Annotated in this window: 20 protein-coding genes; 12 read left to right on the forward strand and 8 right to left on the reverse strand. The window is 64.8% G+C overall.

Annotated elements, in window-relative coordinates:
• Positions 1-6: 6 nt before the first annotated feature.
• The 3 genes from AAHM38_RS01340 to AAHM38_RS01350 form a co-directional block, all read right to left on the reverse strand.
• On the reverse strand, positions 7-4,941 hold the full coding sequence (locus tag AAHM38_RS01340; RefSeq protein ID WP_116575052.1) for an NAD-glutamate dehydrogenase: 4,935 nt from the start codon (positions 4,939-4,941) through the stop codon (positions 7-9).
• A 159-nt stretch (positions 4,942-5,100) separates the two neighbouring features.
• A complete protein-coding gene (locus AAHM38_RS01345) occupies positions 5,101-5,430 on the reverse strand; it encodes a DUF2322 family protein (RefSeq protein ID WP_116575053.1) in 330 nt (109 codons plus the stop codon).
• A gap of 77 nt (positions 5,431-5,507) precedes the next feature.
• On the reverse strand, positions 5,508-5,903 hold the full coding sequence (locus AAHM38_RS01350; RefSeq protein WP_116575054.1) for a DUF1801 domain-containing protein: 396 nt from the start codon (positions 5,901-5,903) through the stop codon (positions 5,508-5,510).
• A gap of 462 nt (positions 5,904-6,365) precedes the next feature.
• On the opposite strand from AAHM38_RS01350, the gene AAHM38_RS01355 reads away from it, so the two are divergent.
• The 5 genes from AAHM38_RS01355 (at position 6,366) to AAHM38_RS01375 (ending at position 10,857) form a co-directional block, all read left to right on the forward strand.
• Entirely contained in the window at positions 6,366-8,750 is a 2,385-nt protein-coding gene (locus AAHM38_RS01355; protein WP_116575055.1) for an ATP-binding protein, read from the forward strand.
• Positions 8,750-9,466 carry a methyl-accepting chemotaxis protein gene (locus AAHM38_RS01360; protein ID WP_009240058.1) on the forward strand — a complete coding sequence of 239 codons (717 nt, stop codon included), beginning with the start codon at positions 8,750-8,752 and terminating at the stop codon, positions 9,464-9,466. The genes AAHM38_RS01355 and AAHM38_RS01360 overlap by 1 nt, the downstream gene beginning before the upstream one ends.
• Before the next feature lie 11 nt (positions 9,467-9,477).
• Positions 9,478-10,011, forward strand: a complete 534-nt coding sequence (locus tag AAHM38_RS01365) for a hypothetical protein (RefSeq protein ID WP_116575056.1) — start codon at positions 9,478-9,480, stop codon at positions 10,009-10,011.
• 29 nt (positions 10,012-10,040) lie between these two features.
• A complete protein-coding gene (locus AAHM38_RS01370; RefSeq protein ID WP_004631346.1) occupies positions 10,041-10,406 on the forward strand; it encodes a response regulator in 366 nt (121 codons plus the stop codon).
• A gap of 118 nt (positions 10,407-10,524) precedes the next feature.
• A complete protein-coding gene (locus tag AAHM38_RS01375) occupies positions 10,525-10,857 on the forward strand; it encodes a hypothetical protein (protein ID WP_004631347.1) in 333 nt (110 codons plus the stop codon).
• A 12-nt stretch (positions 10,858-10,869) separates the two neighbouring features.
• Here AAHM38_RS01375 and AAHM38_RS01380 read toward each other — a convergent pair whose 3' ends face one another.
• The 3 genes from AAHM38_RS01380 to AAHM38_RS01390 form a co-directional block, all read right to left on the reverse strand.
• Entirely contained in the window at positions 10,870-11,730 is an 861-nt protein-coding gene (locus AAHM38_RS01380) for a class I SAM-dependent methyltransferase (RefSeq protein WP_116575057.1), read from the reverse strand.
• Positions 11,731-11,754: 24 nt separating this feature from the next.
• The gene (locus tag AAHM38_RS01385) at positions 11,755-12,444 is read right to left on the reverse strand and encodes a glutathione S-transferase (protein WP_116575058.1); all 690 of its coding nucleotides are present in this window, start codon (positions 12,442-12,444) and stop codon (positions 11,755-11,757) included.
• A gap of 63 nt (positions 12,445-12,507) precedes the next feature.
• On the reverse strand, positions 12,508-13,479 hold the full coding sequence (locus tag AAHM38_RS01390; RefSeq protein WP_116575059.1) for a GlxA family transcriptional regulator: 972 nt from the start codon (positions 13,477-13,479) through the stop codon (positions 12,508-12,510).
• A gap of 89 nt (positions 13,480-13,568) precedes the next feature.
• Between AAHM38_RS01390 and AAHM38_RS01395 the strand changes: the two genes are divergently transcribed.
• The 6 genes from AAHM38_RS01395 to AAHM38_RS01420 all read left to right on the forward strand — a co-directional run bounded on the left by AAHM38_RS01395 (position 13,569) and on the right by AAHM38_RS01420 (position 20,121).
• A complete protein-coding gene (locus AAHM38_RS01395) occupies positions 13,569-14,828 on the forward strand; it encodes an MFS transporter (RefSeq protein ID WP_103519440.1) in 1,260 nt (419 codons plus the stop codon).
• A 76-nt stretch (positions 14,829-14,904) separates the two neighbouring features.
• Positions 14,905-16,311: an alkaline phosphatase family protein gene (locus tag AAHM38_RS01400; RefSeq protein WP_116575060.1), complete on the forward strand. Its 1,407-nt coding sequence runs from the start codon at positions 14,905-14,907 to the stop codon at positions 16,309-16,311.
• 2 nt (positions 16,312-16,313) lie between these two features.
• Positions 16,314-16,571: a hypothetical protein gene (locus AAHM38_RS01405; RefSeq protein WP_165835772.1), complete on the forward strand. Its 258-nt coding sequence runs from the start codon at positions 16,314-16,316 to the stop codon at positions 16,569-16,571.
• Positions 16,572-16,628: 57 nt separating this feature from the next.
• Positions 16,629-16,868 carry a hypothetical protein gene (locus AAHM38_RS01410; RefSeq protein ID WP_257019798.1) on the forward strand — a complete coding sequence of 80 codons (240 nt, stop codon included), beginning with the start codon at positions 16,629-16,631 and terminating at the stop codon, positions 16,866-16,868.
• A gap of 77 nt (positions 16,869-16,945) precedes the next feature.
• Positions 16,946-18,493, forward strand: a complete 1,548-nt coding sequence (locus tag AAHM38_RS01415) for a methyl-accepting chemotaxis protein (protein WP_103518719.1) — start codon at positions 16,946-16,948, stop codon at positions 18,491-18,493.
• 191 nt (positions 18,494-18,684) lie between these two features.
• The gene (locus AAHM38_RS01420) at positions 18,685-20,121 is read left to right on the forward strand and encodes a M20/M25/M40 family metallo-hydrolase (protein ID WP_116575061.1); all 1,437 of its coding nucleotides are present in this window, start codon (positions 18,685-18,687) and stop codon (positions 20,119-20,121) included.
• 324 nt (positions 20,122-20,445) lie between these two features.
• Here AAHM38_RS01420 and AAHM38_RS01425 read toward each other — a convergent pair whose 3' ends face one another.
• Both AAHM38_RS01425 and AAHM38_RS01430 read right to left on the reverse strand, forming a co-directional pair.
• On the reverse strand, positions 20,446-21,219 hold the full coding sequence (locus AAHM38_RS01425) for an SDR family NAD(P)-dependent oxidoreductase (RefSeq protein WP_039375787.1): 774 nt from the start codon (positions 21,217-21,219) through the stop codon (positions 20,446-20,448).
• Positions 21,220-21,336: 117 nt separating this feature from the next.
• Complete coding sequence (locus AAHM38_RS01430) at positions 21,337-21,921, reverse strand: CGNR zinc finger domain-containing protein (RefSeq protein WP_103518721.1); 585 nt, start codon at positions 21,919-21,921, stop codon at positions 21,337-21,339.
• A gap of 149 nt (positions 21,922-22,070) precedes the next feature.
• On the opposite strand from AAHM38_RS01430, the gene AAHM38_RS01435 reads away from it, so the two are divergent.
• The gene (locus tag AAHM38_RS01435; RefSeq protein WP_103518722.1) at positions 22,071-23,141 is read left to right on the forward strand and encodes an NAD(P)H-dependent flavin oxidoreductase; all 1,071 of its coding nucleotides are present in this window, start codon (positions 22,071-22,073) and stop codon (positions 23,139-23,141) included.
• Positions 23,142-23,270 lie beyond the last annotated feature (129 nt).

Below are 23,270 nucleotides of genomic sequence, written 5' to 3' on the forward strand. Positions count from 1 at the left end.
ACTGCATCAGGCATCGACCTCGGCCAGTGCCCGGAGCCCCACCGACAGCATCGCCAGGTCAGGCGAGCCGGTAGCCACCTGGTCGGCGATGACGCGGTTGTAGCGCGCCAGCGCTTCCTGCCGTGTTGCCCGCCAGGTCTCGATGAGGGCGTCGGCGCTTGCGCCGGGCGCCGCATCTTGCAACACCGACTGCGTAAGCCGCCGTCGCAGTTGCCCCAGTTCTTCGAGCAGCGTTGCACGCGCCAGCATCTGCCAATGCGTTTGCGTCGGCAGGCCGAGGATGCCGCCTTGCAGCCATCCGTAACCCAGCGGCTGGTCGAGGGCAAAGTACACGCGGGCGGCGAGCCGTGCATCGCAGCCGCGGGTGGTTGCAACTTCGGCAATGTCGAGCAACGACACGCGCGCCGGCACACCGGTCGCCACACGCGCCAGCGTTTCCGGCACACCGGCTTCGCTGAACACCTGCTGCTGTTGCGCGGCGGCCCGCGCGGATTCCTCCGTTTGCAGCGCGCTGATTTCGGGAGCGAGCGCATCCACCGCAGCCCGGAACCGTTCCACCGCAGTCGGTACGTCCGACACGCGCCGCCGCAGGAACCACAGGGTGGCGCGCTCGTGCAGTTGCGCGAGTGAGGTGAACAGGGCGGTTTGCGTCTCGTGCGGCACCTGCGCATCGAGGGCATCGACTTCTTCCCAGAGCGCATCGAGCCGGTAGACTGCGCGCGCAACAAGGCTTGCCCACACCACTGCAAGCGGTTCCGCGCCGGTTTCTTCGGCCATTCGGTGCACGAACGTCACGCCGGCTCGGTTGACGAGCGCGTTCGCATGCATCGTCGCCAGGATCTCGCGCCGCAGCGTGTGCCGAGGGATCGACGTGGCGCAGCGCGTGTGCAGCGGCTTCGGAAAGTACGCCGGCAGGCCTTCGGCCACGAAAGGCTGGTCGGGCAGGTCGCTGCCCAGCAGCACGTCGTACAACCACATCTTGCTGTAGGCCATCAGCACGGCGCGTTCGGGCGTGGTCAGGCCACCGCCGCTTGCACGGCGAGCGTCGATCTCTTCATCGGCAGGCAGGAATTCGATCGCACGGTTCAGGCGACCGCTGCGCTCCAGATGCCGCATCAGCCGTGCTTCCGGGTCAAGCCACAGCGCCGTGCGCGTACGCGCCAGTGACAGCGCTTGCGTCTGGAAGTAGTTGTCGCGCAGCACCAGTTCGCCCACCTCGTCGGTCATCTCGGCCAACAGCGTGTTGCGTTGCTTGAGCGTCATCTCGCCGTCGGCCACGACCAGGCCCAGCAGGATCTTGATGTTGACCTCGTGGTCGGAGCAGTCCACCCCGGCGGAGTTGTCGATGGCGTCGGTGTTGATGCGCCCGCCATGCTGCGCGTATTCGATGCGGCCAAGCTGGGTGCTGCCCAGGTTGCCGCCCTCGGCCACAACCTTGCAGCGCAGCTCGGCGCCGTTCACCCGCAGGCCGTCGTTGGCGCGGTCGCCCACCTGGGCATGCGTTTCGGTGCTGGCTTTGATGTACGTGCCGATACCGCCGTTGTAGAGCAGATCGGCGGGCGCCTTGAGGATGGCGTGCAGCAGGTCGTTCGGGGCCATCTCGGTGGCCGTCACGTCCAGCATGGCGCGCACCTCGGGCGTGAGCGGGATCGACTTCACCGTGCGCGGGAAGACGCCGCCGCCCGGGCTGATCAATGCCCGGTCGTAGTCGGCCCAACTCGAGCGTGGCAGGTTGAACAGCCGCTCGCGCTCCGCAAAGCTTGTCGCCGCATCGGGCGACGGGTCGAGAAAGATGTGGCGATGGTCGAACGCCGCGAGCAAGCGGATATGGCGCGAGAGCAGCATGCCGTTGCCGAACACATCGCCCGACATGTCGCCCACGCCCACGACGGTGAAATCTTGCGTCTGCGTATCGACGCCCATCTCGCTGAAGTGGCGCTTGACCGATTCCCATGCGCCGCGGGCGGTGATGGCCATCTTCTTGTGGTCGTAGCCTACCGAGCCGCCGGAGGCGAACGCATCGCCCAGCCAGAAGCCGTATTCGGCCGAGATGGCGTTGGCGTAGTCGGAGAACGTGGCCGTGCCCTTGTCGGCGGCAACGACCAGGTACGGGTCGTCTTCGTCATAGCGCACGACATCGCGCGGCGGCACGACGCGGCCGTCGACGTAGTTGTCGGTCAGGTCGAGCAGCCCGCGCAAGAAGGTCTGGTAGCACGCCACGCCCTCGGCCAGATACGCATCGCGGTCGGTGGCCGGAGGCGGTTGTTTGACGACAAAGCCCCCCTTGGAACCCACCGGTACAATCACCGTGTTCTTGACCATCTGCGCCTTGACCAGGCCCAGCACCTCGGTGCGGAAATCCTCGCGCCGGTCAGACCAGCGCAAGCCGCCGCGCGCGACTTTGCCGCCGCGCAGGTGCACGCCTTCCACGCGCGGTGAATACACCCAGATTTCGAACATCGGCTTGGGCTCGGGCAGGCCGGGCACGCGCGCCGGGTCGAATTTGAACGAGAGATACGGCTTGGGCTGCCCCTTTCCGTGGCCGTGTGCCGTGTCCGGCGGGCTCTGGAAGTAGTTCGTGCGCAGCGTGGCTTCCAGCACGCCCAGGAACTGCCGCAGGATGCGGTCTTCATCGAGGTTGGGCACGTCTTCGAGCGCCTCGTCGATCTGCTTGCGCAGCGTTTCGCTGGCACGCGAGCGCTCGGCCTCGGCAAGCGCAGGGTCGAATCGCACCAGGAACAGCCGCACCAGCGCACGCGCGATCGCCGGATTGCCGTTCAGCGCGCTTTCCATATACGCGTTGCTGAAGGTCGAACCGATCTGGCGGATGTAGCGCGCATACGCGCGCAGGATGCGCACCTCGCGCCAGGTCAGACCAGCCTGCAGCACGAGGCGGTTGAGATCGTCGTTCTCCAGCTCGCCGCTCCAGATGCGCGCGAACGCGTCTTCAAAGCGTGCACGGGCTTCGTCCAGTTCGACTTCGCTGCCGTCGATGGTCTCCATGCCGAAGTCATGCATCCAGATGGGGGCGGCATCGGCGGGTTCGATGCAGTAGGGCCGCTCTTCGTTGACGCGCACGCCCAGGTGTTCAAGCATCGGCAGGCTGTGCGACAGCGAAGTCGGCTGGCCAGCGCGGTAGATCTTGAAACGCAGCGCGCCGGGCGGCGCTTCGAGCGGCCGGTAGAGCTGCATGGTTAGCAGGTTGTCCGCCGCATTGGCGGCGAGCAGCGGCTCCATCAGTTCGATGTCGCGCACGGCCAGGCGTGCGGCGTAGTCCTCGCGGAAACCGGCGGGAAACGCGCTGGCATAGCGGCGCAGCAGGCGGTTGCCGCGCTCTTCGCCGCCGCGTTCGAGAAGCGCGTCGGCCAGGTCGTCCTGCCAGCGCCGGGCGGCCTGCACGATGCGGTCTTCCAACTCGGCCACGTCCACCTCGGGCACGTTGCCCGGCTGGGTGCGCACGGTGATATGGATGCGCGCCAGCATCGACTCCGACAGCTGCGGCGTGAACTCCACGGCGGTGCCGCGATACGCCGCCTGCAGCAGGCCCTGGATGCGCACGCGCAGGTCGGTGTTGAACTTCTCGCGCGGCACGAACACGAGGCACGACACGAAGCGGTCAAACGGATCGCGCCGCACGAACAGGCGCGTGCGCTGGCGCTCCTGCAACCGCAGGATGCCCAGTGCGATGTCGTGCAGCGCTTCGGCGTCTATCTGAAACAGTTCGTCGCGGGGGTATTGCTCCAGGATCGTGACCAGTGTCTTGGCAAGATGCCCGTCGGGAAGGAAGCCCGTGCGTCGGATGACGTCGGCCACCTTGCGGCGCACCAGCGGAATGTCCTCGGCCGGGACCATGTAGACGTTCGACGTGTACATCCCCAGGAAGCGCCGTTGCCCGCAGACTCGGCCTTCGGCGTCGAACAGCTTGATGCCGATGTAGTCGAGATACCCGGGCCGGTGCACGGTGGCGCGCGAATTGGCCTTGGTGAGGAAGATGGGCTCGGGCGCGTCGATGAATTTTGCGGCCCCCGGTGCCAGGCGCGTCGTGTCCGGCGTGGAAGTGTCGCGCAGCGCCTCACGCAGCACGCCCAGGCCTGTGCCGGGTATGCCGCGCAGGTAATGGCCATCGTCTTGCGTAATCAGTTCGTAGTCACGATAGCCAAGGAAGGTGAAGTGCCGCTCGAGCATCCAACTGAGGAAGGCCTGCGTTTCGGCAATCTCGGCGCGTTCCACGTCGCCAGTCGAGGGCTGTGCGGCACGTGCGGCCAGCGCGTCGATGGCGGCCTGGGCGGCGGCCTGCATGGGATTCCAGTCTTCCACCGCAGCGCGCACGTCGCCCAGCACACGCATCAGGCCGTCGTGCAAAGCCTGCAGGCGGTCCGCCTCGGAGAACCGGTCGACCTCGATGTGGATAGTCGACTCGAAGCGGGCAACGCCGTGAGCTTCTTTGTCCGCAACGGCGGGCGTGTCGGGCATGTCGCCCGCGAGTGCCGCCGGGCGCTGTACGCCGCCGCCGGCCTCGACCGCCACGCGCATGCCTGCGCCATCGCGCTGTACGCGGTAGACCGGGTGGAAGGCGGAATGCAGCGCCAGTCCCTGCCGGTTGATTTCCATGGTCACGGAGTCGAACAGAAACGGCATGTCGTCGTTGACGATTTCAACGACCGTGTGGCTGCAGTACCAGCCGTGCTGTTCGAGGCTCGGGTTGTAGACGCGTACGCGCGGTTGCCCCGACACGAATTTCTGACCCAGCTGCCAGTGCGCCATCGCTGCGCCGTAGAGGTCGGCCACGCTGCGCGAGATCACGTCTTGGGGGTCTGCCAGACCGTAGTAATGCCGCAGGAACGGCTCGAACAGGTCGGCAATATCGGGCGCACGTTCGCGCGCCAGGGCCACGGCGTCCGCCATGTGCTGACGGACCTTGTCTTCGTGCTGGGCAGACATGAGGCGGCTCCCGAAGAAGGGCTGCTTCATGCTACGCCGCGTGCCCATGGCTGGCAATCAGCGTGCGCGGTGGCCGGCTTTCTGGATGCTGCTGTGTGCGGTGCAGCGAGAAAACGGGTGGTTCACTCGCTACTAGCAGCGGACTTCAGCGATATGTCATCAGGCCTTCACGACGTTGATGCGCAGTGCCGGCTCACCGGCCGCGATGGCCAGCAGGCGGTCCACATTCGGGTGGGCGCCGGGGCGGTTGCGTGCGTCGATGGTGTGCTCGGCAAACACGGCCAGGCCGTGTTCCGCGGCCGTGGCATCGAGCTGGCCGAACGTCTGCTGCAGGTAGTGGTACACCGCCACCGAACCTTGCTTGCCCGGCTTGTTTTCGATATCGGCGACCACGGCACCCTGGCCGTCGACCAGATCGATACGTTCGATGCCGTCAATGGCGGGCAGTTGGGCGAGGTTGTCCTTGAATACGCTGGTCGGTTGAATCACTGCGGTTGCTCCGTTGGTTGATCAGGCGGGCCGTATGTTAACGGCTCCGGCCCGACCCGCGCGAGCTTGCCTGTGCTTCAACGCTTGGCGCAGGCCTCGTTCACGGCGATGGCCGCCTGGATGAGCGCCTTCAGCGCTTTCTCGTTCACCTTGTCGCCCTCGCGGAAATCGATGGCGCGGCGCGTGTTGCCGTCCAGGCTGGAATTGAACAGGCCGGCAGGGTCCGGCACGGAGGCCCCCTTCGCAAACGTCATCTTGACCGTCTGCTTATAGGCCTCGCCGGTGCAGATCAGGCCATGGTGCGACCAAACGGGCACGTTCCATTTCCATTCTTCCGCCACGTCGGGGTCGGCTGCGCGGATGACGGCGCGCAGGCGGGCGAGCATCTCGCCGCGCCAGTCGTTCAGCTCTGCAATGCGTGCGTCGATCAGCTCGGACGCGGATGCGGCGGTGTCCTGCGTGCTTTTCTTCATGTGTCTGCCTCGGTTGGGGGGCCAAGCAGAACATTCTGGCAGGAACATGGGCCGGTAGCCAATTCGCAACAGTGGGCGAGACGCCCCATCAGGCTGCATGCCGGGAAACTGAGAAATACCCTTTTTCTATTTTTGGAATCAAAGCGAAAGAATCATTCGCGAAATAAAAGAAAAATAAAAAGGCAATTAATTAACGGCGACTGGGAAAATAACTTTAGCGCTTTCGCACAATTCCCCACTTGAGTAGGGGTGCCAAACGATTTCGCCTGTAACCAAGTGACGAGCGCGTACGCGCCGCAATGCCATCGCCACCGGAGATGCAATGCCGAAATGCCCGGAAGGTTGATGTGGCAGTCATCGATTGGTCATCTTCTGACTCCAATAATTGCGCCTTCGATGTTTAGGAAAGCATATTGGACTACCCCCTTCTTTCGGGGGGCGGTTGAATCGAGAGAATTTCAAATGACCATTCGTCATCGCATTACATTGCTGGTGGTGTTGATGTTTGTCGCGCTGGCGGCCATCGGCGGATACGCGGTCTACCAGACCCGCAGCAGCGCTGCAGAGGTCCGCCAGGTGACCGAGGGTGTGGTGCCGAGCGCGCTGGCGTCGGCCGACCTGGTATCGCTCGTCAAGGACGTGCAGTTGGCGACGATGGTGTTGGTGTATGCACCGGACGCCAACATCGTCGCGCAGGCCAAGGACGACCTGAAGGCGAAAGAAGCCGCCCTGCGTGCGGCATTGGATGTACAGGCCAAGCGCGCCAACAGCCACGCGCAGGAAGGTCTGGTTGCCCAGGCCAAGGAGGCCGTCGACAGCTACGTCGACGCTATCCAGCAGACCACCGACATGAAGCTCGCGGGCAAGGACGAGTTGGCACAGGCCTTCCTGTTTGCCAACGTGGCCAGCTACCGCGACGTGCTGGAAAAGATTGTCGAGACGCTGCGCATCGAGAAGAACCGCGAAAAGGATGAAGCCATTGCCGGCCTGAACGGCAAGCTCGCCAGCACGGCCACCACCATCGGCGTGGTGAGCGGCGTGGCGGTCGTCCTGCTCACCGCCATCGGCATGCTGCTGTATCGCCAGATCACCCGGCCGCTCACGCGCATGCAGGCCGAGATGAGCGAGATCGCCACCAGCCAGGATTTCACGCGCCGCGTGCCGGTGGGCCGCATGGACGAGATCGGCCATTCCGTCGTTGCGTTCAACCAGATGATCGAGAAGATCCAGGAGAACGCCGCGCTGCTCAAGCAGAAGACGGCCGACATCCAGGCCATGCTTCAGAACATGCAGCAGGGCATCCTGACCGTGGTCGAGGGCGGCGTGGTGCACGAGGAATATTCGGTCTACCTCGAATCGATCTTCGAGACGCAGGAGATCGCCGGCCGCAGGCTGATGGAGCTGATCTTTGCCGATACCAGCCTTGGCGCCGATACGCTGTCGCAGGTGGAAGCAGCCGTCGATGCATGCCTCGGGCAGGACATCATCAACTTCGCGTTCAATCAGCACCTGCTGGCGAGCGAGGTGGAAAAGCGCATGCCGGACGGGCGCACGAAGACGCTGGACCTGTCCTGGTCGGCCATCACCGATGAAAGCGACACAATCCTGCGCCTGATGCTGTGCGTGCGCGATGTGACCGAGCTGCGCAAGTTGGCGGCCGAAGCCAGCGAGCAGCGCCGCAACCTGGAGATGATTGGCGAGATCCTGGCGGTGAGCCAGGAGAAGTTCCAGCACTTCATCGACAGCTCCACGACCTTCGTGCACGAGAACGAACGGATCATCCGTCAGTACTCGCAGGCCGACAGCCAGGCCATTGCGGCGCTGTTCCGCAACATGCACACCATCAAGGGCAACGCGCGCACGTACAACCTGCAGCACCTGACCAACGTGGTGCACGAGACCGAGCAGACCTACCATGCGCTGCGCGAAGCCGACAGCGAACACACCTGGGACCAGGACTGGCTGATGCAAGAACTGGCGCGCGTGCGCGAGGCCATCGAGAACTACGCCCGCATCAACGAGGTGAAGCTGGGCCGCAAGGGCGACGCGGCGCCGGGCAATGCCTCGCAGGCAGCGCCGGACGTGATGGCGCGCATTCAGGAAAGCCTGCGTCTGCTGGAGTCAGCCAACCCGGGCAGTCTGTATGAACTCGTGGCGATGCGCGATTCGGTCTATCAACTGCTGCGCCTGCTCGGCAGCGAGACGGTGGACGCGCTGTTGTCGGGCACGCTGCAATCGCTGCCGTCGCTGGCGCAGGAGCTGGGCAAGGAGCCCGTGGCCGTGCGCATCGACGACAACGGCTACCGCGTGCGCACCGAGGCCCGCGGCATCCTGCAGAACGTGTTCATGCACCTGCTGCGCAACTCTATCGACCATGGCATTGAACCCGCCGAAGAGCGTATCGCTCAGGGCAAGCCAGCTTCCGGCACGATCGACATCGAATTGGGCGTTGACCAGGGCATGCTGCAGATCACCCTGTGCGATGACGGCCGCGGCCTGGCGCTCGAGCGCATCCGCAGCATCGCCGTGGAGCGCGGCTGGCTCGGCGCAGACCAGCACGCCACCGACGAAGACATCGCGCAGTGCATCTTCCGCCCGGGTTTCTCGACTGCCGACAAGGTGACGGAAGTGTCCGGGCGCGGCGTCGGCATGGATGCCGTGCAGGAATTTCTCAAGCGCGAGCAGGGCCGCATCGAACTGCGCTTCACCGACGACCACAAGGGCGCAGCGTTCCGCCAGTTCCAGACGGTGGTGTGCCTGCCCGAACGCTTTGCCGTTGACAGCGTGAACGCGACGCTCGGCGCGGCACCGGCAGTACGCGTGGATCTTGATAAGGAAGCATCGTGATGGGGACGATTGTTATGGCCGTCATCGCTGGCGGCTTGGTTGCCGGTGTGCTGATGTGGGTGATCCGGCAGCGGAAGGTGAATGCGCTCGTGCGCACCTTGGGCGATGCCGATCGCCGCATTGCTGATCTGTCAGCGGATCTTACGAAGCACGCCGCGCAGGTCGAAACGGGCATGCGGGAAGTTGCTGCACTGGAAACCACGGTCGGCCAGATGCGCGATGCCGCTGCCGATCAGCTGGAGGTCATCGAGCAACTGCGTACCGAATTGCAGTCGGCCACGGCTGCCAAGGAGCACTGGGCGAGCCGCGCGGGGCAGATTGCCGAAGAAGCGGTGCGCCTGCGCGGCCTGGCGCTGACGTTCGAGCGCTGGCATGAGCAGATGATCTCGCTCATGGAGCAGAACCACGACATGCACGCGAAGAACGAGGAACTGCAGTCCATCGTCCGGCATGTGGTGATCGTCTCGCTCAACGCGTCCATCGAGGCGGCGCGTGCGGGGACGGCGGGCCGCGGTTTTGCCGTAGTGGCCAGTGAGGTGCGTGCGCTGGCGGCGCGTTCGGAAGAATTGTCGAAGAGCTATCGCAACAGCCTGCACTTGAACGATCTGACCACCACCGCCACGTTCCAGGACATCCAGGCGGGCGGCAAGATGATCACTGCATCGCTGTCGAGCGTCGAGGCGCTGGCCAGCCAGTTTCAACACCAGCTTCACTAGGCAGGTCTGACGTGATCCGCAGCAACGCACAAGAGAGTTTCGATCGCATCTTCCGCAAGGCCGCGCGTACGCGGCTTGTGCGGCAGGCCGAAGACATGTGCCAGATCGGCACCGCAGCCGAAGGCGATTCCGTCAACGGCGAAGAGGCACTGATCCTCACCATCTCGTCCATCGCCTTTCGTCTTCTGTTGGTGCTGCGATTTGATGAATCCGACGCCACGCGCACGTACTTCACGGGCGAAGGCGCCGGGCGTTCTTTTGAAGAAGCGCGTCTGGAAATCGGCAACCTGTGCTGCGGCGCGCTGAACCAGGAACTGCTGCAGGTGTTTCCAGACCTTGGCATGTCCACGCCCTATGTGGTGAGCGCGCGCTGCCTGCCGTATCTGGATGTGCTCAAGCCCGGCTACGTGGCCACCTACGCGGTCACCATCAACGACACGGTGCGCGTGGATGCCACCGTGTGCGTGTGTGCCCATGCTCCCCTGGATTTCGTGGCCGATGTGAGCGACGAAGTGGAATCCGGTGGCGAGCTGGAATTGTTTTGATTTGGAAGTTTGAGAACGAGGAAAGCGTCATGAGCAAGATTCTGGTTGTCGACGATTCGAGCACCGTCCGAGATGAGGTGGCCGGCTTCCTGAAGAAGCACGGGCTGGCGGTCGACACTGCCGTGGACGGCAAGGACGGCCTGGCCAAGATCAAGGCGAACCCGGGCGTCAAGCTCGTCATCAGTGACGTGAACATGCCCAACATGGACGGTTTGACCATGGTTGAGAAGGTGCGCGGCGAGCTGGGCAACAAGACGGTCAACGTCATCATGCTCACCACCGAAAGCAGCCCTGCCATGAAAGACCGTGGCAAGGCCGCTGGCGTGAAGGGCTGGATCGTCAAGCCGTTCAAGGGCGACGCGGTGCTTGAGACGTTCAAGAAGCTGGCAAGCTGAGAGGCGAGGCGGTGCAGCCGGGTGCGCCATGCTCAACCCGGCGCTGCAGGGCATGGCGCCCGCGCGATTTTGGAGCCAAACTTGCTTGCGTGAAGCTGGTTTGGCCGAGGGAGCCATCATGCAAGAGCTCGCCTTTCGCACGCTGCTGTACCGCTACTTCTTCTTCGGCTGGCTGTTCAAGGACGCCAGCCGCGGCAACCTGTTCGAACGGTCGGCCGCCTGGCGTTTCAACCAGGCGCACGCCCACTGGCTGCTGGCCTATATGCGACGCTGGCTGTGGTGCGGATTGCTCTGCTATACGCTGGGCGGCGTACTGGAACTGGGGCTCAACACGCCGGGGCTGTCGGTGCTGTTCTATGTGCCCAGCGCGTTGAGCGTGCCAGTCAACGTGGTCATCGGGGTGCTTTGGATCGGCCTGAAAGCGCTGCCAGGGCCGCTGCGCGAGCGGTAGGCACTTGCGCGCCTAGGCCGTCGCCAGCAGCAGTTCTTCTGCGTTGCGCGGCGGGCGCAGGCCATCGGTCCGGCCGGAGAAATAGCGTTCCGTCAATGTGTCAGCCGAAATATGCTGGGCATCGCGAAAGCCGTTTTCGCGGGCCAGCGCGAGCATCTCTGGCGGCGTGAAGAAGCTGATGAATGGTGTGCCGCTCGCACGTGCGCCTTTCTCCGCCATCTCAAGGCCGGGCCGGACGTCCGGGTCCGCCATCTCCAGCGGCAGCAGGAATGTCATCGCCAGCATCGACCCCGGCGCCAGCGACGCCACCTGCCGCAGCGTCGCCGCATTGGCTTCCTTCGACAGATACATGCTCACACCCGTGGAGACCACGATGGCCGGCCTGCGCGTATCAAACCCGGCCGCGACCAGCGCATCCTGCCAGGATTCGCGCGCCTCGAAATCCACCGGCACGAAGCGCAGCCAACGCGGAATGCCGAAGCCCAGCGCTTGCAGACGCTGGCGCTTCCAGGCCTGCGGGCCGAGCTGATCGACTTCAAACACCGTCATGCGCGATGCCACATCGGGCCGGCGTTGCGCAAAGCTGTCCAGCCCCGCCCCCAGAATCACGTACTGGCTCAAGCCACGGCCCGCTTGTTCGATGACGAGGTCTTCGATAAAGCGCGCACGCGCCACAATGGACGCGCGAAACGGACGCGTGAACTGCGGGTCCATGTCGCCCCGTTGTTGCCAGCCGGGCTCCGGGGCGAGCAGCTTCAAGCCTACTGCGTCTTCCAGCACGTGCGGCGGTGCATCGCTGTGCATGTGCAAGGCGCGCCACAACGCGACGCGTGCTGCGGTGCTGTCGGGGGATGCTGTCTGTAGGTCGTCCATTGCTTACACGCCTCCATCGGTGGATCAGTCGGTCAGTCGGTCAGTGGATCCATCCAGATGCTGATACTCGGGAAACACGGCAACGGCCTGCACGGGTTGCTTCGTCATGCAGACCTCGAACAGGCGGCTGGTGAGCCACCCGGCCAGCCAGGCCTGTATTGCGGGCAGCGGCTGGCGGGCAAACCAGTCCGGCTCCACCGCCGCAAACTGCCGCACGAACGGAAAGATCGCCAGATCCGCCGCGCACGGCGTTGGGCCGCCAAGATAGCGTTGGTCTAGCAAGCGCGATTCCAGCGGCATCAGCAGCGTTTCTGTTGCCCGGGCACGCGCCGTCTCGCGCGGCGTTGCCTCTTGCGGATAGCGATCGGGGTATTTGTAGCGATCGAGCTGGCGCTTGAACTCGCCGTCGTTGGTGCGCAGCAGGGCGAGGTTGTCGTCGGATTGTGCGCGGCTCCACCAGCCTTCCGGGTCGCGTGTTTCGAAGGCCCAGCGCATGATGTCGAGGCTTTCTTCCAGCACGCTGCCATCGGTCAAACGCAAGACGGGAACGGTCCCTTTGGGAGACAGCGCCAGCAGTTCGGCAGGCTTGTCGCGCATGACGATCTCGAAGGTCTGGAAGCGTCGATTGGCTTGCAGCATAGCCAGGCGCGCACGCATGGCGTAGGGGCATCGGCGATAGCTGTAGAGCAGGGGCAAGACTGGATTGTCGGACATCGGTGCGAATGCGAGGCTACGGATTTCAGGCGCGCCAGGGTAGCGGATGCATGGCGCGGCGCGCTAGGCCACCAGGCGTGTGTGCCCCGGTCGTCCTGACCGCCCCGAGCGCCGCACTGATTGTGGCGGCTGGCCGAACACGCGGATGAACGCCCGCCGCATGCGTTCGGGGTCGGCAAAGCCGACGGCGCGCGCAATGTGTTCCAGCGATTCGTCACCCGCTTCCACGCGGGGCCGGGCGATTTCGGCACGGAGCTTTTCGATGGCCTTGGCGGGCGTCTGGCCGGTCTCCGCCACAAAGGCGCGGTCGAACTGGCGGCGGCTCAGGTGAGCAACTTCGGCCAGGCGGTCGACGTCCAGCGCCTCGTGCAGGTGCTCGCGCGCATAGCCCAGCGCCCGCGCAATGCGGCTCGATGCCGGGTCCAGCTCCAGCAAGGTCGAGAACTGCGATTGCCCGCCGGGCCGCCGGTGATAGACCACCAGCTCGCGGGCCACGGCGCGCGACACGTCGACACCCAGGTCTTCCTCGATGAGCGCGAGCGCCAGGTCGATGCCGGACGAGATGCCGGCCGACGTCCACACAGGGCCGTCGTGGATGAAGATGTGATCGCTCTGCACCTGCACGCGCGGATAGCGCCGCTGCAGCAGCGCCGCCATGCGCCAGTGCGTGGTGGCGCGGCGGCCGTCGAGCAGGCCCGCCGCCGCCAGCGCAAAGGCGCCGGAGCACACGCTCGTCATGCGCCGTGAATGCGCTGCCGCTGCCCGCACGAAGGCGATCAGCCGCGGCGAGAACGCATCTTCGCGCGGGCCGTTGCCGCCCGAGATGACCAACGTATCGAAGGCCGGATCGTCCAGGCCCTGCGTCTGCATGACGAGGCCGGGCGCGCTCTGCACCTGCGCGCCGCCTTCGGACAGCACGTCGATCCGGTACGCCGGCTGTGGCGCGAGCCGGTTCGCCACGTCAAAGGCCGTCAACGGGCCGGTGAAATCGAGCAGGCTGCAGCCCGGAAACACCAGAAAGCCGATTCTGCGCATGATGTCTTGAAATGAGGGATTAACGTCATTTAGGCCTGATGTTGCTCCGCCAGACTGCTGCTGTCAAACGCATTTCTGGAGAGACGATCATGACAACCGCGATGGGCTTGCCGGCCACGTCGACGCCCCTGCCGCGCCATCACCGCTGGAAGGTGCTGGGCGCGGGCGTGGCGGCCAATGCGAGCTTTTCGGCAGCGTTTTCGGGCATCCCGACGACTGCCGTGTTCATCCGCTCGGCGTATCACCTGGGCAATGCGGAGCTGGGCGTGGCGCTGGGCGCGCTGGGGCTTGGCATTGCCATCAGCGAGCTGCCGTGGGGCTTGCTGACCGACCGCTGGGGCGATCGCACGGTGCTGCTGGCGGGGCTGGGGCTGACCGCGCTGGCGCTGTTCGTGATGGCATGTTGCGTGGTGCCGCTGCATGGCAACGTGCCGCCGCTCGCGTGGCTGGTGGGCGGCATGCTCAGCGTCGGCCTGCTGGGCGGCAGCGTGAACGGATCGAGCGGCCGCGCCGTCATGGGCTGGTTTCGCGAAGGCGAGCGGGGGCTCGCCATGAGCATCCGCCAGACCGCCGTACCGCTGGGCGGCGGCATTGGCGCGCTCGTGCTGCCGACTATCGCCGCGCACGCGGGGTTTGCCGCCGTCTATGGCGTGCTGGCGGCCGCATGTGCGTTGACTGCGGTACTGACGTGGCTGTGGGTGCATGACGCGCCGGACACGGTGAATGCGGTTGCGCAAGCAGCCCCGCCCGGGGGCACTGGCCCGCTGCGCGATCCAACGCTGTTGCGCATGGCCCTGGCCATTGGGCTGCTGTGCGTGCCGCAAGGCGCGGTGGTCGCTTTTGCCACGGTGTTCCTGCGCGACTTCGCACACGCCAATGTGCTCACACTCAGCCTCACCATGGCAGCGGTGCAGGGCGGGGCGGCCGTCATGCGCGTATGGAGCGGGCGTTGGACCGACCGCCACGGCAATCGCCGCGCCTATCTGCTCGCGTGTGCGCGGTTGAGCGTTGCGCTGTTCGTTGGGCTGGCCGGCGTGGCGTGGATGACGTCGGCGCTGTCGATCGATCTGTCGGTCATGCGCGTTGCGCTGGTGGCGGCCGTGGTGGCGGGCGGCATTTGCGTATCAGCGTGGCATGGCGTGGGCTATACCGAGCTGGCGACGCTGGCCGGTGCGCAGCGCGCCGGCACGGCGCTGGGGCTCGGCAACACGGGCGCGTTTGCGGCACTCGGGCTGACGTCGCTGTGCCTGCCGCAGGTGTTGGCGTGGTCGTCGTGGCCGGTGGTGTGGCTGGTGGCGGCCGGCAGCGCGCTGATTGCATGGCGTGTGCTGCCGGCGGTACGTCAGTAGACGCGCGCAACGCCAATCCCCTCGTTTCTTCCTATAGTGGCCCGCAGAACAACGCAACGAAACGAGGGGGGCCACCATGGCAGGCTTGAATGCAATCGAGCACGTGGTCGTGCTGATGTTGGAGAACCGGTCGTTCGACAACCTGTTCGGCACGCTCTATTCAAAGAGCGCAGAGTTCGACGGCCTGTCTGGCGAAGAGACCAACCCCGACGGCGGCGGCCAGCCCATCCGGGTGTGGACAACCCCCGCGCCGCCCAACGTGATGACGCTGCCCAACCCCGACCCGGGCGAGCTGTTCACCGACATCAACCAGCAGCTCTTCGGCCAGCAGATGCCGCTGGGGCAGACGCCCACCATGCAGGGCTTCACCACCAACTACGCCAAGAACGGTGGCGACCCGCGCGACATCATGCATTTCTTCACGGCGGACCAAGTGCCAGCACTGAGCACGCTGGCGCGCAATTACGCCGTATGCGATGCGTGGTTTGCCTCGGCGCCGTGCCAGACGTGGCCCAACCGGTTCTTTGTGCACACCGGTACCGCGCACGGTTATCCGAACAATTCGCCGGTGCACTTTCCGTACTTGATGCCGACGCTGTTCAATGCGCTCGACGGCGTGGTGCCCGACGATTGGGCTGTCTATTACCACGACTTCGCGCAGTCGCTCACGCTGACGCGGCTGTGGCTGCACCTGGATCACTTTCACCTGTTCGACGATTTTCTCGACGATGCGTCCAGCGGAAAGCTGCCCTCGTACAGCTTTATCGAGCCACGTTACTTTGCCGATCTCGACTGGCCCAACGACATGCATCCGCCGCACGACATCGGCTACGGCGATGCTTTGGTCGCGCAGGTGTACAACGCGCTGCGCAATTCGCCGCAGTGGCATCAGACCCTGCTCGTGATCACCTTCGATGAGCACGGTGGCTGTTTCGACCACGTGCCGCCGCCCGCCGTGGTGCCGCCCAGCCCGCCGCAGCCGGGGCAGCTCTTCGCGTTCGACCGGCTGGGCGTGCGCGTGCCGGCGGTGGTGGTGTCGCCGTGGATTCCCAAGGGCACGATCTTCCGCTCGACCGCGGCGCAGCCGTACGACCACACCGCCATCATCAAGACGCTGCGCATGCGGTACAACATCCAGACGCCGCTTACCGCGCGCGATGCCAGTGCGCCCGACCTTGGCCACGTGTTGGAGCTGAGCGTGCCCGACGACAACCGCGAGCCCGTCGTCGCCCGTACCATGGCAGCGAACCCGGCCGGTTTGCAGGCGGCACGCAACGCACCGCTCAACGACTTCCAATGGGCCATGCACGAATCGGCGGCGATGCTGGCGCCGCTGGGTACCGGTATCAGCATTGATGACCACGTGCGCAATCTGTCGACTGATCAGCAGCCGCCCGTGCCCGCCGCACAGAATGCCCAGCAGGCGGCGCAGCACATCAAGGATGTGCTGGCGTCGATGGATCTGCCGCATGCGGGGCAATGATCATGAACGCACCGCTTCAACACCCCCCCGTCGTCATACGCACTTTCAGAATTGGGGACGAGCCGTTCCTGCACGCTGTCTTTCGTTCTGCCGTGCACGGCATCGCCGCCCGCCGATACACGCCCGAACAATGCGAAGCCTGGGCCCCGACCGACTACGACGTCGCCCAGTGGCATGAGCGCATCCGCCGCATCCAGCCGTTCGTGGCGGAACCCGACGCGCAGCCCGTCGCTTATGCCGAGTTGCAGGCGAATGGATAGATCGATCACTTCTTCGTATCCGGCAACCATGCGCGACAAGGCATCGCGCAACAACTCATGAGCCACATCCTCGGGTTGGCAGCGCAGCGCGACATGCCGCGTGTGCAAGCGCACGCGCGCTTGAACGCCGAGCCCTTCATTGCCCGCAACGGGTTTGACGTGGTCGCACGCCAGGCGGTGACGGTGCGCCGGTCTTGCTCGATAACGCGGCGATGGCGCGCATGCAGGCGTGAGCCAAGAGCGGCACGAGGCTTTGTTCTTCGGGGAAACCCTAGGAATGGAGTTAAAGTCTTTTGAAGATCTGTCGTTAGTTTTGTTGAATTCGGATCCCTGAGAGGAACCACTTCACGCTCCCCCAACTTCGCGCGACAGATATGAAGACGCTCTCCATCAAGGCACGGCTGGCGCTGGTGCTGTTTGTTCTGGCTGCATTCCTGACGGGTGTCGGCGCGCTGGGACTGGTCGGCAACCTGCGCTCCAACGCAGCGCTCAAGGAAACCTTCTCCAATAACCTTCCTTCCACCCGCGCGCTGGGGCTGGCCGAATCCAAGCTTGCGCAAGCACGCACCGCGTTGGATCGCGCCATCTTCGAGCCCGATCCGTCCAAGAGCGCGGACGCGCTGGGCCGCATCGCAACGCAGATTGAGAGCAGCGAGAAAGCGTGGAAGGACTATCTGGCCCTGCCGTTTTCGACGCCCGAGGAGGAGCGCATTGCGGGCGAGGCCGGCAAGCAGCGCAGCCTCATCATCAAGGATGGGATCGGTGGGGCGATCGATGCGCTCCGGCGTGGCGACAAGGATGCCGCGCGCGTTCTCGCACTCGAAAAAATCCCGACGCAGTTCCGTGTCTACGCAGAGCAGTCCGATCGCCTGAATGCGATTCAGGAGGAAGTGTCCTCGGCTGCCTACGCGGCATCGCAGTCGTTCTTCAACGGGCTGCTGTGGACCTTCGGTCTCGTGATCGCCATCGGGCTGGCGCTGGCCGCCGGTTGCTATGTCGTGCTCTCGCGTGCCATCTCGCGCCCGCTCGCAGAAATGCTCGTGCACTTCCACGAAATTTCGGGCGGCAACCTGACCACCGACGTGCGCATCCACTCGCGTGACGAGATGGGCCTGCTGATGGAAGGCCTGCAGCAGATGCAAGCCAAGCTGAAGGAAACCGTGGTGACGGTGCGTCGCGGCAGCGAGTCGATCGCCTCTGCCACGCAGCAGATCGCCGCGGGCAACACCAATCTGTCGCAGCGCACGGAAGAACAGGCCAGCTCGCTGGAAGAAACCGCGTCGAGCATGGAAGAGCTGACGAGCATCGTGAAGCAGAACGCCGACAACGCGCGTCAGGCGAGCACGCTGGCCGTCAACGCCTCCGAGATCGCCGTGCAGGGCGGTGCCGTGGTGCAGGACGTGGTGACCACCATGGGCCAGATCAGCGAATCGTCGCGCAAGATCACCGACATCATCGCCGTGATCGAAGGTATTGCGTTCCAGACCAATATCCTGGCGCTCAACGCTGCGGTGGAAGCCGCGCGTGCCGGTGAACAGGGCCGCGGCTTTGCCGTGGTGGCCGGTGAAGTGCGCACGCTGGCACAGCGCAGCGCAGGTGCTGCCAAGGAAATCAAATCGTTGATCGAAGATTCCGCTACGCGTGTGGAATCGGGCTCGACGCTGGTGGCGCGCGCGGGCAAGACGATGGAAGAGATCGTCGTGGCCGTGAAGCGCGTGACCGACATCATGGGCGAGATCAGCGCGGGCTCGGCCGAGCAAAGCACCGGTATCGAGCAGATCAACGAAGCCGTCACGCAGATGGACGACGTCACGCAGCAAAACGCCGCGCTCGTGGAGGAAGCCGCTGCTGCCGCACAGGCCCTGGAAGAACAGGCGGACGAGCTGCGCCGCGCTGTGGCGGTGTTCCGCGTGGCGATGTAAAGCACGATTCCTGATGGGTTGCCCTGGCAGCGAAATGGCTGCCGCGGCGCTACACTGCGGGGTCGACCTTCGGGTCGGCCCCGCTTTGTTTTATGCGGTGCACTCAGAAGCCGGTCATGGCCTTGTTACGCCCCTCGAGCCATCCGCTACGTGCCATGAGCCGGTTCACATAACGATTATCCGGAGGTGTCATGCGTTTCCAGTGTCGTCGTGTTCCCGTTCGCGTCCTGGTGTCTGCAGCCGTGTTGGCATGCAGCGCCGGCGCGTTCGCTCAGAGCATTCCCGCCAGCAAGCCCGCCCCCACCACGCTCACGCCCGAGCAGCAGCGCTACCACGACATCTACAAAGAGCTGGTCGAGATCAACACGACGCATTCGGCAGGTGACACCACCAAGGCCGCTCGCGCGATGGAAAAACGCCTGCGCGATGCCGGCTTTGCCGCCGCCGACATGCAGGTGCTCGAGCCTTTCCCGAAGAAGGGCAACCTGGTGCTGCGTTTCAAGGGCAGCGGTGCCAAGCAGCCCATGCTGCTGCTGGCCCACATTGACGTGGTGGAAGCCAAGCGCGAAGACTGGAAGACGGACCCCTTCACGCTGCAGGAGACCGACGGCTATTTCACCGCACGTGGCGCGATCGACGACAAGGCGATGGCCTCGGCCTTCGTGTCGGTGCTCGGGCAGCTCAAGCAGGAAGGCTTCAAGCCCTCGCGCGACATCATCCTGGCGCTGACCACCGACGAGGAGCGTGGCGATGTGCCGACCAATGGCGCGTACTGGATCGTCAACAACAAGCCGGAACTGGTGAAGGCCGAGTTCGGCATCAACGAGGGCGGCGGTGGCGAGTTGCGCAACGGCAAGCCGGTGCTGCACCGCATTCAGGTGGCCGAGAAGATGTACACGACGTACGAGCTGGAAGTGCGTGACGTGGGCGGCCACAGCTCGGTGCCGACGAAGACGAACCCGATCTATGCATTGTCGGCGGCGCTGGATCGGCTGGGGGCGTATCAGTTTCCCGTCAAGCTGGCCGACGTGACGCAGACCTACTTCGCGCGCAGCGCGCCGCTGGCGACGGGGCAACTGGCGGACGACATGCGTTCGGTCGGCACCGGCAAGCCGGACCAGGCCGCGATCGATCGGCTGTCGGCCATTCCGTTCTACAACGCGCAGTTGCGCACGACGTGCGTGGCGACCATGGTCAACGCCGGCCACGCCGAGAACGCGCTGCCGCAATCGGCCAAGGCGACGGTCAATTGCCGCATCCTGCCGCACGATGATCCGGAGGATATCGATCGTCAGCTGAAGCAGGTGATCGACAACGAGAAGATCAGCGTGCGCTACGTCAACAAGCCGCTGGCGAGCCCCGCGTCGCCGCTCAATGGCGACCTGGTAAAGACCGTGGAAGCGCTGACGCATCAGATGTGGAATGTGCCGGTGATTCCGGCGATGAGCACCGGTGCGACCGACAGCCGGTTCATGCGCAATGCCGGCATTCCGATGTATGGCGTGTCGGGGTTGTTTACCGAGCCGGCTGACCTGCGCACGCATGGTCTGGACGAGCGTATCGAGATTGCGCGCTTGTATGACGGGCGGGAGTTTCTTTATCGGCTTGTGAAGCAGTTGGCCGAGTAAATTGTTGGGCGCTGCGCTCGTGTTTGTCTTCGGGCGCGGCTTGTTGGTGCTGGTTTTTTGTTGGGTTTCGGCCCCTGGCGGGGCCGACTTACTTTCTTTGTCTCGCCAAAGAAAGGTAAGCAAAGAAAGGCGCGCCCGAGATGGCGACTTCCCCTTGGATTTGTGTCACGGGGAGGGAGGGGAGGCAAACTCGCTGCGCTCAGACAGCCTCCCCTCTTTTTCCTCCCCGAGACAAAAATCCAAGGCGCCATCTAGGGCAGGGTACGGCCACACCGTCTGGGTGCCGGGGTTGGCGGCGCGGTGCGCGTTTTGGGCGGTTACTGCTCAGATGAAGCCGCCGTCGGTCATCAAGGTGCGGCCGGTGATCCAGCGGGCGTCGTCCGATGCAAGGAAGGCGATGGCGTCGGCAATATCGTCCGGTTCGGCCAGACGGCCCATCGGTGTCGATTCGCGCATGTGTGCTTTCACTTCATCGGGAATCGGGGCGGTCATGTCGGTGCGCGTGAGGGCGGGGGCCACGGCGTTGACGGTGATGTTTCGCGGGCCCAGTTCTACGGCAAACGCGTGGGTGAGGGCGCTGACGGCGGCCTTGCTTGCCGTATACACCGCCAGCCCTGCGCGGGGCCGGTACACCAGGCTCGACGACACGTTCACGATATGCCCGCCGCGCGCCGGCACATGCGGCAGCACGGCTTGCGTGACGAGAATCGTCGAGAACGCATTGGTGCGGAACTGCGCGTCGAACGATGCGAGGTCGATGCTGCCGACCGGCTGGTTTTCCAGAATGCCGGCATTGTTGACCAGGATGTCGATGGCGCCGAAGGCTTCGCGCACGGTGCTTACCATTGCATCGACGGACAATGCGTCGCTCACATGGGCCTGTACGGCAATGGCCTGCGCGCCGGTGCTTCGGATGCTGTTGACCACGGCATCGGCTTCTGCGGCGTTGCTGCGATAGACCACGGCCACCCGCGCGCCGTCGGCGGCCAGTCGATGCGCGACGGCAGCGCCGATGCCGCGCGAGCCTCCGGTGACGATGGCGGTGCGGCCTGCCAAGCGTTGCGCGGTCGTGGATGGGGTGGTTTGAGTTGCGGACATGCTGTTCTCCTGAATGGGTGCGATGTTTCGGGAGAACAGGTTACGAACGAGCGGGCTTGTGCGCAGCCCGTTCGGCCGCGACGCGGCGTTCCAGCACTGGAACGACCGGGGCCGCGATCAGCCCTGCTGGCGTTTGCGGTATTCCGCCACCTTGTGCCGGTTGCCGCAGACGGCCATGCTGCACCAGCGGCGCTTGTGCGACTTGGTGCGGTCGTAAAACCACAGCGTGCATTCGGGGTGTTCGCACACGCGCACGAGCTGGAAATCGCCTTCGGCGAGCAGATGCGCGGCGGCTTCCGCCAGCGGCGCCAGACATTGCTCGACAGAATCGGAGGGCCGCAGGCGCTCGACGCGCGGGGTGCCGTTTTCCCAGACCAACACAGGATGGCTTGGCGCCTGCCGCAGGAACACATTGAGCGCATCGGCGCTGGCCGCACGGCCCGACTTGCGTGCCTCCACCAAGGTGCGAATCACTTCGCGCAGGTGCCGCGCCACGGCCAGCAGCACGCCAGGCGGATAACGGCCTGCCACAGGCTCCGCGAGCCAGCCGGCGCGCACCAGCCAATCGGAGACATCGACGTCGCTCTGCCAGAAATCGTGGGGCTGGCCGTTGACGTTGGCCACGGTGTTGAGCATGTCCAGTACCGGATCGTCGGCAATCAACAGGGGCGCATCGGCGGTGGCGGAAGCGGTGGAGGACATGGCGATCTGCAAGAAAAATCGATAGTGGAATTGTAACCAATTTAACGCGCTATTCCAGTTACTTGTTGCATGCGCGTTCTAACGGATCAATCCGATGAAAAGCTCGCCGCATTACCATGTGTCGTCCAAGTTCCTTGCCGGAGATGATCATGAGCTCATGGCCTGATGCACGCGTGCTGGCGTTGTTCAATATCGAAGTGCCCATCGTGCTGGGGCCGATGGCGGGCGTGGCCGGCGTGGAGCTGGCGATTGCCGTGGCGCGGGGCGGGGGCCTTGGTTCGCTGCCGTGCGCGATGCTCAGTGTCGAACAGATCCGCCAGCAGGTCGAGCAGTTTCGGGCGGCCGTGCGCGGCCCCATCAACCTGAACTTCTTCTGTCACACGCCGCCGCAGCCGGACCCCGAGCGCGATGCCAAGTGGCGTGCCCATCTGGCGCCGTACTACGCCGAGTTCGGTATCGATTTGAATGCGCAAGCGCCGGCCGTGAACCGCGCGCCGTTCGACGAAGCGACCTGCGCGCTGGTGGAGGAATTGAAGCCGGAAGTGGTGAGCTTCCACTTCGGCCTGCCTTCGCCGGAATTGCAGGCCCGCGTGAAGGCCACAGGGGCGAAGATCATCTCCGCTGCCACCACGGTGGAAGAGGCGCGCTGGCTGGAAGCGCGCGGCGTAGACGCCATCATCGCCATGGGCAACGAGGCAGGCGGCCATCGCGGCATGTTCCTTGCCAAGACGATCGAATCGCAGGTCGGCACGTTCGCGCTGGTGCCGCAAGTGGCAGATGCGGTGAAGGTGCCGATCATCGCAGCAGGCGGCATTGGCGATGCGCGCGGCGTGGTGGCGGCGTTGGCGCTGGGGGCATCGGCGGTGCAGATCGGCACGGCCTACATGCTGTCGCCGGAGGCCAAGACATCGGCCATTCATCGCGCGGCGCTCAAGCAGGCTACAGACGCCGACACCGCGCTCACCAACCTGTTTACCGGCCGGCCGGCGCGCGGCATCGTCAACCGGCTGATGCGTGAGATTGGCCCGATGAGCACGTTTGCGCCGGCCTTTCCGACAGCCGGCGGCGCGTTGGCGCCGCTGCGCGCCAAGACGGAGCCGACCGGCTCAGGCGATTTCATCAACCTGTGGTCCGGCCAAGCGGGCCGGCTGGCCACGGAAGACTCGGCCGAAGCCATCACGCGGCGCATTGCCGCCCAGGCGCTCGAGCGGCTCACCTGAGTTTTCCTGCTGCATTGTTTCCCGCGCGGGCACGCCAGACGGCGTGCCCGTTTTGTTTCGCATCTCAAATCGGCATGCGAGCGATGGGAAAATTTCATGTAACTTGAAAAACTGTATTTATGCGGTTAC

The sequence above is a fragment of the Ralstonia sp. OTU4908 genome (assembly GCF_038440115.1).
Classification (GTDB): domain Bacteria; phylum Pseudomonadota; class Gammaproteobacteria; order Burkholderiales; family Burkholderiaceae; genus Ralstonia; species Ralstonia pickettii.

Coding starts and splice junctions, on each gene's coding strand:
- AAHM38_RS01340 (WP_116575052.1), bottom strand. CDS start 4,941: ATGTCTGCCCAGCACGAAGACAAGGTCCGTCAGCACATGGCGGACGCC.
- AAHM38_RS01350 (WP_116575054.1), bottom strand. CDS start 5,903: ATGAAGAAAAGCACGCAGGACACCGCCGCATCCGCGTCCGAGCTGATC.
- AAHM38_RS01355 (WP_116575055.1), top strand. CDS start 6,366: ATGACCATTCGTCATCGCATTACATTGCTGGTGGTGTTGATGTTTGTC.
- AAHM38_RS01360 (WP_009240058.1), top strand. CDS start 8,750: ATGGGGACGATTGTTATGGCCGTCATCGCTGGCGGCTTGGTTGCCGGT.
- AAHM38_RS01370 (WP_004631346.1), top strand. CDS start 10,041: ATGAGCAAGATTCTGGTTGTCGACGATTCGAGCACCGTCCGAGATGAG.
- AAHM38_RS01375 (WP_004631347.1), top strand. CDS start 10,525: ATGCAAGAGCTCGCCTTTCGCACGCTGCTGTACCGCTACTTCTTCTTC.
- AAHM38_RS01380 (WP_116575057.1), bottom strand. CDS start 11,730: ATGGACGACCTACAGACAGCATCCCCCGACAGCACCGCAGCACGCGTC.
- AAHM38_RS01385 (WP_116575058.1), bottom strand. CDS start 12,444: ATGTCCGACAATCCAGTCTTGCCCCTGCTCTACAGCTATCGCCGATGC.
- AAHM38_RS01390 (WP_116575059.1), bottom strand. CDS start 13,479: ATGCGCAGAATCGGCTTTCTGGTGTTTCCGGGCTGCAGCCTGCTCGAT.
- AAHM38_RS01395 (WP_103519440.1), top strand. CDS start 13,569: ATGACAACCGCGATGGGCTTGCCGGCCACGTCGACGCCCCTGCCGCGC.
- AAHM38_RS01400 (WP_116575060.1), top strand. CDS start 14,905: ATGGCAGGCTTGAATGCAATCGAGCACGTGGTCGTGCTGATGTTGGAG.
- AAHM38_RS01405 (WP_165835772.1), top strand. CDS start 16,314: ATGAACGCACCGCTTCAACACCCCCCCGTCGTCATACGCACTTTCAGA.
- AAHM38_RS01410 (WP_257019798.1), top strand. CDS start 16,629: ATGAGCCACATCCTCGGGTTGGCAGCGCAGCGCGACATGCCGCGTGTG.
- AAHM38_RS01415 (WP_103518719.1), top strand. CDS start 16,946: ATGAAGACGCTCTCCATCAAGGCACGGCTGGCGCTGGTGCTGTTTGTT.
- AAHM38_RS01420 (WP_116575061.1), top strand. CDS start 18,685: ATGCGTTTCCAGTGTCGTCGTGTTCCCGTTCGCGTCCTGGTGTCTGCA.
- AAHM38_RS01425 (WP_039375787.1), bottom strand. CDS start 21,219: ATGTCCGCAACTCAAACCACCCCATCCACGACCGCGCAACGCTTGGCA.
- AAHM38_RS01430 (WP_103518721.1), bottom strand. CDS start 21,921: ATGTCCTCCACCGCTTCCGCCACCGCCGATGCGCCCCTGTTGATTGCC.
- AAHM38_RS01435 (WP_103518722.1), top strand. CDS start 22,071: ATGAGCTCATGGCCTGATGCACGCGTGCTGGCGTTGTTCAATATCGAA.